Source organism: Streptomyces sp. NRRL B-24484, assembly GCF_000717715.1.
GTDB lineage: Bacteria > Actinomycetota > Actinomycetes > Streptomycetales > Streptomycetaceae > Kitasatospora.
This window is the reverse complement of sequence record NZ_JOAI01000017.1, coordinates 1-13,066: the sequence shown is the minus strand read 5'-3', so window position 1 is coordinate 13,066 and position 13,066 is coordinate 1. Positions and strand designations below refer to the sequence as shown.

The following is a 13,066-nucleotide window of genomic DNA, read 5'->3' as shown; positions in this document are numbered from 1 at the left end:
GGCCTGCCGGCCTCCGTGGGTTGATGTGCCGGGGCCGGCCGCCCCTTGTGGGGGGTGGCCGGCGGTGGTGGCTGGTGGCGTGAGTGGGGGTCAGAGGGTGAGTACCTGGTCGGGGTAGATGAGGTCGGGGTTGTTGCCGATGGTTCGGATGTTGTTGGTGTACAGGCTCTGCAGGTCGGTGTGGAAGGTGTGGGCGATGTCGCTGAGGGTGTCGCCGCTCTTGACGGTGTAGGTGCCGTCGGGGGTGGTGTTCCTCGGGGGGTTGGTCGGGGCGGGCGAGGTGGTGCGGGCGGAGCGCGTGGCGTCGGCGGAACTCGGGTCGGACTTGTGGGCGGGCCGGTTCTGGGCGGGCCGGGACTTGGCGGGCTTGGGTGCGGTGGGCTTGGCCTTGGTGGTGGTGTCGACGTGGGCGGGTGCGCCGCCGCGGGAGAGGCCGGCTTTGTGGGAGCAGACGGGCCAGGCGCCGGGCCCCTGGGAGGCGAGGACCTTTTCGGCGACGGCGATCTGCTGGGTCCTGCTGGCGCGGTTGGCCTGGGGGGCGTAGGCGGTGCCGCCGTAGGCGCGCCAGGTGCTGGCGGTGAACTGGAGGCCGCCGTAGAAGCCGTTGCCGGTGTTGATCGACCAGTTGCCGCCGCTTTCGCAGCGGGCGACGGCGTCCCAGGTGGTGGTGGAGGCGGCCGAGGCCGAGGGGGCCGGGACGAGTGCGGCCACCGGGAGTGCCGCGACGGCGGCGCCGGCCACGACGGCGGCGCGGAGTCGGTTGCGCTTGGTGGTGATCCTGGTGGGGGTGGTGGCTGCGGTGGTCTCGTGACCGGGTGTCATGAACGTCCTCTCGACGCGCCCCGGGCGGGCGTGCGGAACCAGGCCCCGGTGGGGCCCGTGTTCCGTTCGCCTCTCTCGACGGGCGGCGGGCACGTGGTGGACGTGCCGTGCCGCGCCGGTCTCCCCTGTTCGCCGCCGGCCGTTGCGGGCTCGGCCGGGCGGCGGGCGCGGCCCTGGTGCCGGGGGTCGGCCGGCGGGCCGTGCGTCGGGGTGGACCCGGGTGGTGCTCGTTGCACCGCCCATGAAGCTACGGGTGATTGCGGTCGGTCATCAAGCAATTCCTTTACGGTGCAGGTCAGTTGACTGTTACCGGCGGTAGGGATCAAGAAATCGTGCCGGGAATAGAAGCTTTTGCGGCGTTTTTCTTGATCGAAAGGGCCGTGAATGCGCCCCCGGTCACACCAATGCCTCGGCGAAGCCGCCCGCCGGCTCGACCCGAAGTGGCCGTCGTGTGACGTTCCGTCACGGATGTGGGTGGAGTTCCCGGTTCCGGTGCCTGTCTTGGTGGCACCGGCCACAGCAGTCACCCGTCGCGCCCAAGGCCGTCACGGGATGTGATGGCCCGTCGGGCTGAGCCCGGCGCAGTGGGCCGGGCGCCGCGCCTCGGGCGGGAGGCGTGCGCCCGTCGACGCCCCCCGGCCACCACCGGGAACTGCCGTCACGTCGGCGATGCCACGCACGCCCCGGCCGCGACCCCGGCCCCCACCCACACCACCCCTGTGGGCCACGCTGCCAACCCGGTCGGCCGTGGTGCCGGCCCTGCCGTGTGCGGCCGTCGCGCCTGCGGGGACGCCTGCACCTGCGTGGACGCCGGCCGGCGCAGCTCCCGACGGCCCCCCATGCCGCGACTGTCGTCCGCCTGCGTGGGCGCCGGCCGGCGCAGCTCGCAACGGTCGGCGTGCCCCGATCACCACCGGCGGGAGCGCCGCGACCGCCGGCGTCCACGGCTGGAACCCGGCGGGCGCGTGCGACGGCTGCGCCCCGGCCGGGTGTCGTGCGAGCGCCGCGCACCGCCGGGGGACACGTGGGAGGGCCTGGGCGCGCCGGGTGAACGGCGCCGCTGTTCGGGATGGTTCTGTGCTCGGGCTCGATCGGTGGTCGGATTGCGTGTTGAGTGGCGGGGTGGCGCGGGTACGTCGATCCGTTCGGGCCCTCACCACTCGTCCCGCAGTACTCGTCCCGGAGTGGACTCCGTGCGGCCGGTCGTCCTCGCCTTTGTCGACGCCTGCTTGATCGTCGGAGCTGTCGCCTGCGGTGCGGCACCGACCGGTCCCGCCTGGAGAGCGCTGTGGTGGCCGTCATCGACCGGCTTGGACCCCTGCCGTTGGCGGCTCTTGTCGTGGCGGGTGGCGGGGCGCGCGATTGCTTGAACTTGTTGATGCAGCGTCCGACGGTGTTGCGCTGTGTGTGGGCCTTGCGGTCGAAGGCGGGCGGTTGCCCGCCGTGCGCCGGGGTTTCGGCGTTCGGCGGTCTGGTGGGTTCGGGTCGTTGTCGGTGTCGGATTGTGCAGGGAGTGGAGTGCGGTGAGCGCGTGCTCCCGGGTCTCCCGTGCGCGGCCCGGGTCTGCAGCGGGTTGTGGGCGTCTTTCCGGGGGCCGGACTCCGGGGGTGGGGCTGTCTGCGGTGCCCCGTGCGGCAGGTCCGTGCGATCGCGTCGTTCGCCTGCCGGTGCCCCCGCCGGCGCCCGCCCGTCCTCGGCGGCGGGTCCGGCAGCAACGGCTCTGTCCGCGTCCACTGCGCTGCGCATCGGGCGACGGCACACGTCGACCGGCGTTCGGATGATCCGGAGGTGACTGCGTATGGCTCCGCGGCGCCGAGTGGCGGAAGGCCCTCGGCGCCGCTACCACTGCCTGACGGCCGCGCAACTTCCGCAGGTGCCGGTTCTCATGCTCGGGCTGGTGCGACAGGGTCTGGGCCGCCTCGTGGTCGGGCCTCGGGCTCGGCGCCCGGGCCCGTTGGAGAGATGCGTCGGTATGTCCTTCGGCCCTGGCGCCTGGACCTGTTCGGGGACGGCGTCGGGATCTCGGGGGCAGGTTCGGCAGCGGCCCGGCTGTTGCAGTTCGGGTGCAGTGTCTGTGTTCCGGTGTCCTGTCGGGTCGGTGGTGTGGGTCCTGATGGTGTGTGGCCTGATGGTGTGTGGCCTGGTCAGCCTTCGGCGTAGACGGTGTCCTCGGGTTGTGCGGTCATTCGGACGGCTGTGTCGTTGATGATCTGGACCAGGGGCGCGAGGCTCAGCTGTTTCGTCCTTGTCGACAGGATTTCGACGTTGTCCTCCTTGCCGGCGAGGTAGGCGGGGAAGCAGGTGAGGGATTGTTCGACGAGGTTGAAGTGGTCGACGAGCCTGCGGAACAGCTTGGGGAGGATCACGACTTCGGTGAGGGAGGGCATTCCGGTGATCGGTGCTCCGCCCGGGGTGGTGGTGGTGTCGAGCGGCCACAGGCCGAGGCCGGCTTCGCGTGCCTGGCGGGTGACGGCGGCCAGTTCTTCGCGGAGGTTGCGGAACAGTTTGTCGTAGAAGCCGGGGTAGACCAGGCCCGTCTTGAGCAGGTGGTGGTTGACGGTGGTCTGCAGCAGCGGGGTGTCCACCTGTACCTCGGTGCCGTCGGCGCCGGGAGGGGTGCCGGTGCCGAGCAGGGCGACGCAGCGCTTGAACGGGTCGCCGCCCTGGGTGAGGACCCATGCGGGGGTCTGTGGCGGGTTGGCCGAGACGACCTTCTGTCCGATGCGCTGGACGTCGGTGAATCCGAGGAAGGTCAGGAGTTCCTGTGCGGCCCTGTCGCCGAACTCGGCGGGCTGGCGGATCCTGGGCCCCGTCCGGTCGTAGTGGGTCTCCAGGGCGTCGATGCCTTCGAGTCTGAGCCTGGCGATGCCGTTCTTGACCTCGACGGGGGCGTCCTTGAGCTTGTCGAAGGCCAGCGGGTTGGTGGGGACGAAGTGGATGGTGTCGCCGTCCGGTTCGGTACCGATGATCCGGCACTCGCCGAGAACAAGCAGCATGGACATGGCATCCCCTTGGATGGGAGGGCGGCGCCGCATGCGTGATCTGTCGGCGTCCGCCGGTTCGTGCGGTGTAGTTCACCGTGGGTGTCCGCCTCGTCACGGGATGACGAAGGCGTCGCCACTGTACGTTCGTATCCGATCGGCCTCAATGACCGCCGCGCCGTCGGCGGATCGCGGAGCCGGGTGGTGCCGGCTGCGGCGGCGCGGGTTGCGTCGGTGTGGGGCGGCCCGGTCGGTGTTCGGCGGTCGGTTGCCGGATGCGCTCGGCGCGGGGTGGGCCCCTCGTGTGGTCTCTCTTGCGGCTGTGGGCGTCGTGATGTCCCGGTGTGGCGGCGGGTGCACGGCATGCAACCGCGCCCCGTTGGAGCTGTGTGCGCCGGCGGCCGGGAAGGAGTCGGCGACCTGGTGGGGCCGGTATCCGCTTCGGTTCGGTGCGGGGCTGCGACGCCGGGTCGCCGGTGGTGCTGGTGCAGGCCCGTCATGGCAGGGAACGTCACGCCCCTGGCGGGGCCGGCTGTAGGCGGTGCGGGCAGCCCCGCAGCCGGGCACCGGCGACAGCCGGCCGACCCGGCCGGGCGGCTTGGCGCCCGTTCCGGCTACCGGCCGCCGTGCGCCGGCTACCGGCCCTCGGCCGCCGTGCGTGGTGCGTGGCGTGGATCTGAGTGCGCGTCACCGGGGCGCTGCCCGGCGCGGTCCCACTGTGTGCCGGGCAGCCCTGCGAGGCCGGCTCTCCGTCCGGCGGTGTCCGCGGACTCGATGGCCGGCGAGCGGTTCGCCGGGCTCGGCCCTGCGGAGCGGGCGGCTGCCTTCCCGTCGTTGTCCGGTGTTGCGCCGCTGCCGAGCAGGAGTCGGCCGCCGAAGGGGCACATGGTGGCGCAGTCCAGGTGGTGCACTCACAGGGGGTCTCCAGGCGTCTCGGACGCCTGCGGGCGTCGTAACCGGCCACCGTGACCGGTCGTCATGAGCTGCGGACGGTGCAGGGCGTCGATGCCGCGCGGCTGCGTACCGGCGGGTAGGAACCGGCGGCACCCACGCATGCCCGGCGGCCGCGCCCTGCACGCCCTGCTGCCGGCCTTCGCGACCCGGACCGGCATGCTCGGCGGGCGGACGGCCGGGGACATCGTCAGCCGCTCCGCCGGCGGCGCCGGCCATGCCGGGTCCTGGGCCCTCGGCTCGGAACGCGGCAGCCCCGGCATCTGAACCGGCGGCCGGGTCGTCGGTGTCACCGCTTCGGTGCCACTACTGGGCGAAGTGCTTCTCGAGCCAGGTCAGGAGGGTCGCGAACGCCGGGGACATGGCCGCGTCCGACTGGGTGAGAACCGTCAAACGGCCGCCCTCCTCGACCGTGATCGTGTAGCTCATCGCATCCCTGGCACGGCCGGTCCCACTCTCCTGGGGCATCACGGCGGCCTCCGCAACCAGCCGGGCGAGTTCCGTTGCGGTGTTCTCGGGCAGGGCGTCGCTGTCCAGCGCCCTGGGCCGGTGGCCTTGGTCGACCGCCGCCGCCAGCCCGCCGTGCTCCGCCAGCGTCACCTTCATCGCGCACTACCTCCCGGTCGATCGAGCGGCGCTCCTGCCGTCACGATCGTCCGAGGACCGGTCCGCGGCAATTTCTGGTGGTCACCCGGCCCGCTTCAGTGCGGCAACTTCCCTGGCCAGTTCCGTCACCTGTGCGCTCAGCGCCCCGAGCTGCCTGTGGACGCCTGCCAGGCCGTCCTCCCGACCCGCGGCACCGTTCCTGTCGACCTCGAGGATCCGCGCCCGGGCGACCCCGGCCGGGATCCCGCTGATCTGGATCCCCACTTCCTGCCATGCCGCCAGCACGGCCAGCTGCTCGGCGCTGCCGTCGCCGTAGAGCTCCCCGGCCTTCCGGTACGTGACGTCCGCGAAGTCCTGGAACTGGAAGTGCGCTTCGGAGGCCTTGAGCGACTCGTACCAGAGGTGCCCGGCACGCTCCCAGGCGTACCCGCCGATGCGCATCGCGGTCAGGTAGAACGCCTTGTTCGGAATGCCGGAGTTGTAGTGCACGGCGCCGTTGTCGCCCTCCTCGGTGTCCGGCATGTGGACAAACTTGCTCATGCGGTCCGGCTGCGGGTCCCGGCCGAACAACGGGTTGTCGTACGCCGTGCCCGGGGCCTTCATCGACCGCAGGGCGTCGGCGTCGATTCCCGGGGTCCACACCTCGGTCCCGATCAGCCAGTCCGCCTCCTCGACCGACTGCTTCAGCGCCCACTGCTTGACCAGCGTCCCGAAGACGTCGGAGATCGACTCGTTCAGGGCGCCGGACTGGTTGTGGTACTCGAATTCCGCGGTGAAGTCGGTGACTCCGTGGGTCAGCTCGTGGGCGATCACGTCGAGGGAGCCGGTGAAGTCGCCGAACTTGACTCCGTCGCCGTCACCGAAGACCATCTCCTGTCCGTCCCAGAACGCGTTTTTGTACTTCACGCCGAAATGTATGTACCCGTTCAGACGCATCCCCCGGCCGTCGATCGAATTGCGCTGGAACACCTCGCGGTAGAAATCCCGGGTCAGACCGAGGGCGTCGAACGCCCGGTTGGCGGACGCGTCCGCGGACTCGGGTCCGTCCTCCGACCGGGCGAGGTCGGCGAGGTCGAGGAACCTGCTGTGCTTGCAGTCGAAGATGGTCCGCCGACCGTCACCGGGGGCGGCCGCGCCGGCGAAGGACGACCGGACCGCCCGCTCGCCCCGCAGGCGGGCGGTGGTCAGCAGGGTGTCCAGTGCGTCCTGGCGCACGTCCCTGTCGTCGCTCTCCAGGAGCTTCTCGAGAATGTACGGGGGGATGATGCAATTGACGGGGCGGGTCCCTGTCATGGGACACCTCCTGGGAATGGAAGCGGAGGTTGAAGGATTAACGGCTCCGGCTGCGGGCTCGCGCATGCTCATGTCGCCGCCCGGGCAGGTGGAGCTCGAGAAAGCCTTCGGGCCGGCGAACGCGGGATCGGCGACCGGCTCTCACCACCGGCGCACGACCGGTTTCAGCGGCAGGGCCACGCTGATATCCCCAGCTTCCTGCCGCCGGTGGCGACCGGCAAACGAAACGCGGGACACAACGGATCAATTCCGCGCATCTCCGGGAGAATTCGACTACGCAGCGGCAGCGGTTCCGTGGTGACGGGACGTCGACCCGACCGGCATGATCCGTCGACCGGTGCCGACAACGGCCTCGTACCGGCCCTGCAGCGGCCCGCGGGTCGTCTCCGGGCCGGGAGCGGGATTCCCCGACGGTCACTCACCGGCACCCACGCGCAGAACGTAAAGATCCAGCAAAACATCCCGCGGCCCGCGGCGAAGGTTGCCGGCATCGACCTTGCTGCCCGGTGCCGGGCGTGCGGCGGCGACCATGAGTCGGGTGTCGGCCTCGATGACGACCTGCACGTTCGCCGAGAACCGGTAGTTGCGGCCGGAGGCCCCGACGGTGCGGTCGCGCACCGGGACCAGGGTGCCGTCCACGATCCACAGCCGCTCGACGCCCGGCTGCCGCCGTAGTGCGGGCTCCAGCGCGAGCAATGGACCGAGGCGCTGCACCACACGGCACACCGTGGCGGTGGAGATCCCGAACAGCGGCGCCAACTGCCGCATGGTGAGGTTCGTGCGGTAGTGGACCGCCACCGACAGCACCCGGTCCGCCAGCGGCAGACACCACGGCCGACCCCCACCCGGCCCGTTGCCACCCCGCTCACGGACCACCCGCACCAGGCCCTCGAACTGCCGCATCCGCAGACCCGTGAACGTCTCCACCCACACCGACTCGGCCTTCAACACCCCACCAATACAAGGGAGATGCCCCCCAGAGACATCTGCAACAAGCTTTGGGGCGAGGTGATCGGGCCCTGTGGGACGGCCGCAGGGTCGCAGTCGGCGCGCCGGCCAACGTGCCGACCGGCGAGGTGTGCGGCTGCGCGCAGCGGCCGCGACGGGCAACTGGGCTGACGTGCTGTTCGCGGCCGGGCCCAGGCGCGGGAGGCGCCTGCAGCGGCCGGCATTTCGTGCGGCTCGACCCGGCGGGACGCCGGACTTCGGCGCCGGACCTGCATCCTGTGGAGGTGCCTGGCGCCTGGGATCACAGAATGGGAGTCCGGCAGGGTGGCGTAGAGCGAGCCGACGGACCGGCGCGGGTGAGAGGCGCTCCAGCCTGCCTGCACGCTGGGAGGATCGCGGTGGCCACGGGCACGGTCGGACGCCCGCTCGCCAACGATTCCCGGCCGCCGTCCATGGCGGGGGTGGTCGTGTCGAGTCGGCCGGCTGCAGCCGTGACCGGCAGCCGATGATGGAGCACCCCGGGTGAGTGGGCGTCAGGACAGGCGGAGGGCCCGTCCCGTGTTCATGGACGTGTGGCCGGTGTCCGTTGCGCGTGGTCACTGCTCGTGGGCGGCTGCGCGGGTATGCGCCCGGTTCACCGCACCTGCAGGTCCCGGTCGGTTGATGTCCCGGCAGGTCGGTGTGCACGCTGCCGGCGCCGGTCGGGCCGCCCGACTGCTGCTGTCCGGCGAGCACGGCCGGGTCGCCCGATGAGGAGCAGGCGCGTCATACCTGCTCTGCCCGCTGTCCCCATCTCGTACCGGCCGCCACACATGCGGATACCCAGTCAGGCGGGGCGGGCCAACCTGTGCCGGAAGGAGCCGTGAGGCGTCGACCGGACCGTACGGTCGGCCGTGTAGTAGCGCTGGGTAGACTTGTCATGTACCTTGCGTAGCGGCGATGGGCAAGACGAAGGCCGCCTCTGCCTCCGTGGGGGGAGCGCTGGGCGGCCCTGGTCCCTCGCCTGGGCCCGGCTGTGTGTTCCGTGGGGGAGTGCCGGCCGGGTCCGACCTTTGACATACCCGTTCGAACCCCAGGCCATGCCGACGACCGCGGTGTCGGCCCGAAGACGCTGTCGCCCGGGGCCGGTTGCTGCCCCTCGACAGGTACAGTCCGCGGTCCGACAGCGCCGGCTCCGGCGGAGGGGCCACCCCGGAACCGCCCTGCTTGTGCGGCCCGAATCGAGGTCCAGCACATGGCAGCGGGCCCACCATCGGTCTTGGACCGAGCCGGCCGGCTGGTTGCCGCAGGGTTGGCCCGATTGAAGCGATGTCGCTCTACCCGGTGTTCTGGCTGAGAATCTTCGAGGGGCGGGGCGACGGGGTCGGGCGCCGGTGACGTCGGTCGGGGGGAGTCGCGGCCGATCGGCGGGACAACCGTCCCCTGGCCGAACCACCTGGGGAAGATTCGGCCGCCTGCGATACAACGGCTGCGTGTTAGTCGGACGGCGGTTCCGGCCACGGAATCGCCAGTGTGACGGCGATCGGACGGCTCGGCGGTGGAGCGGCGTCGGTATCGCCTCGGCACCGAAGGGCGGCCCGCCTCCTCCCGGGGCACAGTGGAGCCAGCACACCCGGTGGGTGAAGCCACCGACGTGGGACCGGGAGGTCACGATGACGTTCGTGCAGATCGTCGAGTGTCGCACGGAGCGGCCGGACGAGCTCAACCAGCTGATGGACACCTGGATCGAGCAGACCCAGGGCAGGCGCACCGCCACCCACGCGATGGTCGGATCGGACCGTGAGGACGGCCGGCACATCGTGGAGATCGTCGAGTTCCCCTCGTACGAGGCCGCGATGCGCAACTCGGGCCTGCCGGAGACCGACCGGATCTTCCGGGAGATGGTGGCCCTGTGCCAGGAGCCGCCCACGTTCACCAACCTCGACCTGGTCCGCGACGAGCAGCTCCTCAAGGACGCGGCCCGCCGACTGCTGATGGAGCCCGCGGCCGGCGACATGACCGCCATCGACGAACTCGTCGCTTCGGACTACCGGGACCACGACCCGTCGATGGACGCCGACATGGTCGGCCCGGCGGCTGTCAAGGAGATGATCGAGGGCTACCGCCGCGCGTTCGACTTCACCTTCGACATCCAGAGCCAGATCGCCGAGGGGGACCAGGTCGTCACCCGCTGGATGTGGCGTGGCACCCACATCGGCGAGTACATGGGCATGCCGGCCAGCAACAAGACAATCGAGGCCGCAGGCATGACGATCTGGCGGTTCGAGGACGGCATGGCCAAGGAAGGCTGGTGGAGCTGGGACGCCGTCGCAATGATGCGGCAGATGGGCATGATGCCCGGCTGACCGGAGCCACCACACCCGCCTGGCCGCGAGCAGTGTGAGCAGCAGGTGAAACGCGGTCCGGCGAGGCTGCTGACCGGCGCCGCCTCGCGCGAATCCCACCACTTTTTCCTGCGGGTGGAGAGTGAGGAGGACGTGGTCGCCGTCGTGGTCTGCCGCAAGTCCGCCCACGCCGCGATGCTGTTCGCCCGGGGCAGGCGGGTTGTGAAGCGCCACGGCCACATCTGATGCGCCGGCCGTGCCCCGCGTTTCCGGTCACAAGGCCGGGGCCGCAGGGCGCGGCCGCGATTATGCGAGGCACGCCCGGCACACACGCCCGTGCCTCGCCGGATGTGGACAGTGGTCGGGGTGCCGACGAGGAGATGTCCGTGCGTCGCCGGCACGGCACCATGTCCGCGGTGACTCGCACGCACGGAGCCACCTCGGCGCTTCACTGCCGAGGCGAGCCCCGGGACAGGTGCAGGTCCGCGCACGGTCCCATGGCGCCGCGGGCGGATGAACCAAGGCCCGACCGCGGCTGTGGACGTGTGAACAGACGGTCACCCCCGCTCACGCTCACACTTCGGTCCCGACCGTGTGGCAGGCAGCCCGCGCCCGCGGACATGATCGCGTTGCCGGTGGTGATCGTTTGGCTCGGCTGCGTGACCTTCGTCTCTTGCCGGGGCGCGGGTGCCATGGTTTGATCACGACGCGTTCCCGGCCGGTGACCGCCGGAGGTGGGGCATCGGGCCGGGGACCTGCTGGTGTACGGCGGCGTTGTCGGGGGTGAGTGGTTTGTTTGCGGATGCCGAATCCGCCGCAGGCGATGGTGAGCCGACGCCTGCGGAGTTGCGGGATCTCCAGGCCCGCGCCGACGCACTGGCGCGGGACGTCGCCGCCGTGCGGGAGCGACTGAAGCAGCAGACCGGTCTGCCGCGGGCCGTGCGAGGAGCGCTGCCGGGCGATGTGGGCGAGACGCTCACCCGGGCGGCACGGCGGATCGGGGAGGCGGCGGAGAAGCTCGCCCGGGTCCGGGCCGCCCAGTGGCCCGGGTCGTGCACGGCGTGGTGGGGAGTATGTCCGCGCTGCGGACCGACGCTGAGAACCGAAAACGGTCGCTCGTGGTGCGAGGAGTGCGGCGCGGGATGGGGCTACGACCGTACCCGGAGCCCGTGCGGTGAACCGGCGACCTTCCTGGCGATGGACACGCAGGGCGGCACCGTCGTCGTCTGCGCCGCGCACGGCCGACACATTCAGGACCGCCTCGAAGGCGGCCTCCTCCTGGTCATGCCCACGTCCTGACGCCACGGTCCGCCCCGCGGCCGCGCAGGCGGACGCCCGCCCAGCCGTGGGGCGGTGGACGCCCACGAAGCGGCGCACGCCGGACAGGCCAAGAGCCGGCCCGTCCCGGATCAGGAGAGCCGGCCGATCAGAGCCTCGGCGAGCCGCTGCAGGCTCTGGTCGTACGCGGTGGGCGGCCACCCGGTCCGGGCCGGTGCGCGGGTGGTCGCCACCGCACAGGGGCAGTCGGTACCACCACGGCGCCCGGCGACAGGCCGCCCGTTCCCGAGAAGCCGTCTGTTCCGGGGGAGCCGAGCCGCCCCGCGCCGTCGACCCGGCGCTGCAGCGGCAGGTTCGCCATCACCGGTGCGCCGTTGGCGTCGGTGCCGATGGTCGCCGGCTCGGGGTGGGGGCCGGGACGTCGCGGGGCCTCGTCCTTGCCGAGGAAGGGGGCGCGGCCGCCGCGGCTGCCCCACCGGTCGGCGGGGCGGCCGGTGAACGAGCGAGCGGCGCGGCGACTCCTTCGCCGGCGGTCAGGATTTTGGCACCTCGTCCTCGCCGCCGACGGCGCCGCACTGCGCGAACGCCTGCTCGGGCTCCTGGCCGCCGCCCCCTGGCCACCCTCGCCCCGCAGGGCCAGCAGGTCCTCCACGGGTTCCTGGGACGGGCCGTCACCCGACCTGAGCGGCTGCACGCCGGCCCCCGGCCTCCGGACGCCGAGGGCGGCGTGACCAGGGGCCGGGGGCCGGGCGGCGGCGGGGGATCAGCCGCCCTGTTGCTGGAGGATCGAGGAGGCCTCGGCGACGTCCTCGATGACCTGGGAGATGAAGGCGTCGAGGTCGGCCACGGCGAGGTTGTTGACCCCGGCGAAGAACGTCCGGATCTCGCCGGAGGGGGTCACCAGGTAGCCGGCGACGGTCTCGGCACCCACCGCCAACCGCTCGTTCAGGGCGTCGAAGCCGGCGACCGTCCCGGTCTTGGCGAAAACCTTGCCGACGCCCGCGCAGCCGGTGCAGAAGCCGTCCAGCGTGCCGTCCTCGCCGAGGACCGGCAGGGTGTCGCGGAACGCCTCGGCGTCCGGGGTGTGCAGCCAGTACCGGAGCAGCTGGTTGGCCGCCGCGGGGGTGGCCCGGTCGACCGGGTCGCCGCCGCGGCCGTCCGCGAGCTGTACCTGCTCGCTGTCGACCCCCGCGGCCTCCAGGAACGCCCGGAGCACCGGGAACCCGGCCGCGCAGTCGGTGCTGCCCGCGGTCACCGCCATGAGGCAGAGGCCGAGGTTGGCGCCGAGGTTGTGGCTGACCTTGAGCACCAGCCGGGCGTACTGGCTGAACGGCGGCGACACGTAGGAGGCGACGTCGGAGCCGGGCGCGTACGCGGCGGGCAGGCCGTCCTCGTCGTTGGCGCCGCCCGGGTCGGCGGTCACCATCACGCCGGCCCGGGTGAGCGCCTCGATCAGGGCCGTCCGTCCGAAGGCGGCCGGGTCCACGACCGGGCTCACCCGCAGCACGGGTGCCGCGTCGGCGGCGATCGTCCACACCATCACCGACCTGGTTGCGCTCCTCGACAGCCCCGCCGCGGGCAAGCCGCAGCCCGCCGACGACGAGGGCGACGAGGACGGCGAACCGTGGGGCGCCCTCGGCTGGGACCTGGCCATCGCCGAACTCTGCCTCGCCGACCCGGGAACCGGCGGCCCGTCCGTTGACGAGGACCCGGCTGATGTCGACCAGGAAGCCGAAGCCCACGCCAACGGCACCCTCTGATGACACTGTGGCCCGGGGGAGTGGTGTGGTGCTCGTGGGTGCGCATCCCCGCTCCCGTGGAACCGCCGGAGCGGGGATGCGAGGGGTGCTGTGCCGTCCCTGT

9 protein-coding genes and 1 pseudogene are annotated in these 13,066 nt (G+C 71.9%); 4 read left to right on the top strand and 6 right to left on the bottom strand.

Translation table 11 applies throughout. The annotated features are described in order from the left end of the window. Positions 1–90: 90 nt before the first annotated feature. Both IE98_RS52260 and IE98_RS0116895 read right to left on the bottom strand, forming a co-directional pair. The gene (locus IE98_RS52260) at positions 91–822 is read right to left on the bottom strand and encodes a transglycosylase family protein (protein WP_030269743.1); all 732 of its coding nucleotides are present in this window, start codon (positions 820–822) and stop codon (positions 91–93) included. Between the two features lie 2,144 nt (positions 823–2,966). Continuing rightward, positions 2,967–3,824 carry a thermonuclease family protein gene (locus IE98_RS0116895; RefSeq protein WP_030269741.1) on the bottom strand — a complete coding sequence of 286 codons (858 nt, stop codon included), beginning with the start codon at positions 3,822–3,824 and terminating at the stop codon, positions 2,967–2,969. A 1,032-nt stretch (positions 3,825–4,856) separates the two neighbouring features. Between IE98_RS0116895 and IE98_RS49120 the strand changes: the two genes are divergently transcribed. Further along, the gene (locus IE98_RS49120) at positions 4,857–5,021 is read left to right on the top strand and encodes a hypothetical protein (RefSeq protein WP_159400943.1); all 165 of its coding nucleotides are present in this window, start codon (positions 4,857–4,859) and stop codon (positions 5,019–5,021) included. A 39-nt stretch (positions 5,022–5,060) separates the two neighbouring features. Here the strand turns inward: IE98_RS49120 and IE98_RS0116885 are convergent, their stop codons facing one another. The 3 genes and pseudogenes from IE98_RS0116885 to IE98_RS0116875 all read right to left on the bottom strand — a co-directional run. Then, positions 5,061–5,360 (bottom strand): protealysin inhibitor emfourin, encoded by a 300-nt coding sequence (locus IE98_RS0116885; protein ID WP_030269738.1) that lies wholly within the window; start codon positions 5,358–5,360, stop codon positions 5,061–5,063. A gap of 81 nt (positions 5,361–5,441) precedes the next feature. After that, on the bottom strand, positions 5,442–6,653 hold the full coding sequence (locus IE98_RS0116880; protein WP_030269736.1) for a M4 family metallopeptidase: 1,212 nt from the start codon (positions 6,651–6,653) through the stop codon (positions 5,442–5,444). Positions 6,654–7,139: 486 nt separating this feature from the next. Beyond that, positions 7,140–7,613 (bottom strand): annotated as a pseudogene (locus IE98_RS0116875) (IS5/IS1182 family transposase); the annotation flags it as partial. Positions 7,614–9,253: 1,640 nt separating this feature from the next. Here IE98_RS0116875 and IE98_RS0116865 point away from each other — a divergent pair. Together IE98_RS0116865 and IE98_RS0116855 are read left to right on the top strand one after the other, a co-directional pair. Continuing rightward, the gene (locus tag IE98_RS0116865) at positions 9,254–9,946 is read left to right on the top strand and encodes an ester cyclase (RefSeq protein ID WP_030269732.1); all 693 of its coding nucleotides are present in this window, start codon (positions 9,254–9,256) and stop codon (positions 9,944–9,946) included. 771 nt (positions 9,947–10,717) lie between these two features. Further along, positions 10,718–11,224 (top strand): hypothetical protein, encoded by a 507-nt coding sequence (locus IE98_RS0116855; RefSeq protein ID WP_159400942.1) that lies wholly within the window; start codon positions 10,718–10,720, stop codon positions 11,222–11,224. Positions 11,225–11,966: 742 nt separating this feature from the next. Here IE98_RS0116855 and IE98_RS0116845 read toward each other — a convergent pair. After that, positions 11,967–12,689, bottom strand: a complete 723-nt coding sequence (locus IE98_RS0116845; protein ID WP_052390613.1) for a D-alanyl-D-alanine carboxypeptidase — start codon at positions 12,687–12,689, stop codon at positions 11,967–11,969. On the opposite strand from IE98_RS0116845, the gene IE98_RS49115 reads away from it, so the two are divergent. Next, on the top strand, positions 12,643–12,963 hold the full coding sequence (locus IE98_RS49115) for a hypothetical protein (RefSeq protein ID WP_052390612.1): 321 nt from the start codon (positions 12,643–12,645) through the stop codon (positions 12,961–12,963). The genes IE98_RS0116845 and IE98_RS49115 overlap by 47 nt on opposite strands. Positions 12,964–13,066: the final 103 nt, after the last annotated feature.

What these genes read in the sequence shown, in the direction of transcription:
- IE98_RS0116885 (WP_030269738.1), bottom strand. Translation starts at nt 5,360, where the DNA reads ATGAAGGTGACGCTGGCGGAGCACGGCGGGCTGGCGGCGGCGGTCGAC.
- IE98_RS0116895 (WP_030269741.1), bottom strand. Translation starts at nt 3,824, where the DNA reads ATGTCCATGCTGCTTGTTCTCGGCGAGTGCCGGATCATCGGTACCGAA.
- IE98_RS49120 (WP_159400943.1), top strand. Translation starts at nt 4,857, where the DNA reads ATGCCCGGCGGCCGCGCCCTGCACGCCCTGCTGCCGGCCTTCGCGACC.
- IE98_RS0116880 (WP_030269736.1), bottom strand. Translation starts at nt 6,653, where the DNA reads ATGACAGGGACCCGCCCCGTCAATTGCATCATCCCCCCGTACATTCTC.
- IE98_RS0116865 (WP_030269732.1), top strand. Translation starts at nt 9,254, where the DNA reads ATGACGTTCGTGCAGATCGTCGAGTGTCGCACGGAGCGGCCGGACGAG.
- IE98_RS52260 (WP_030269743.1), bottom strand. Translation starts at nt 822, where the DNA reads ATGACACCCGGTCACGAGACCACCGCAGCCACCACCCCCACCAGGATC.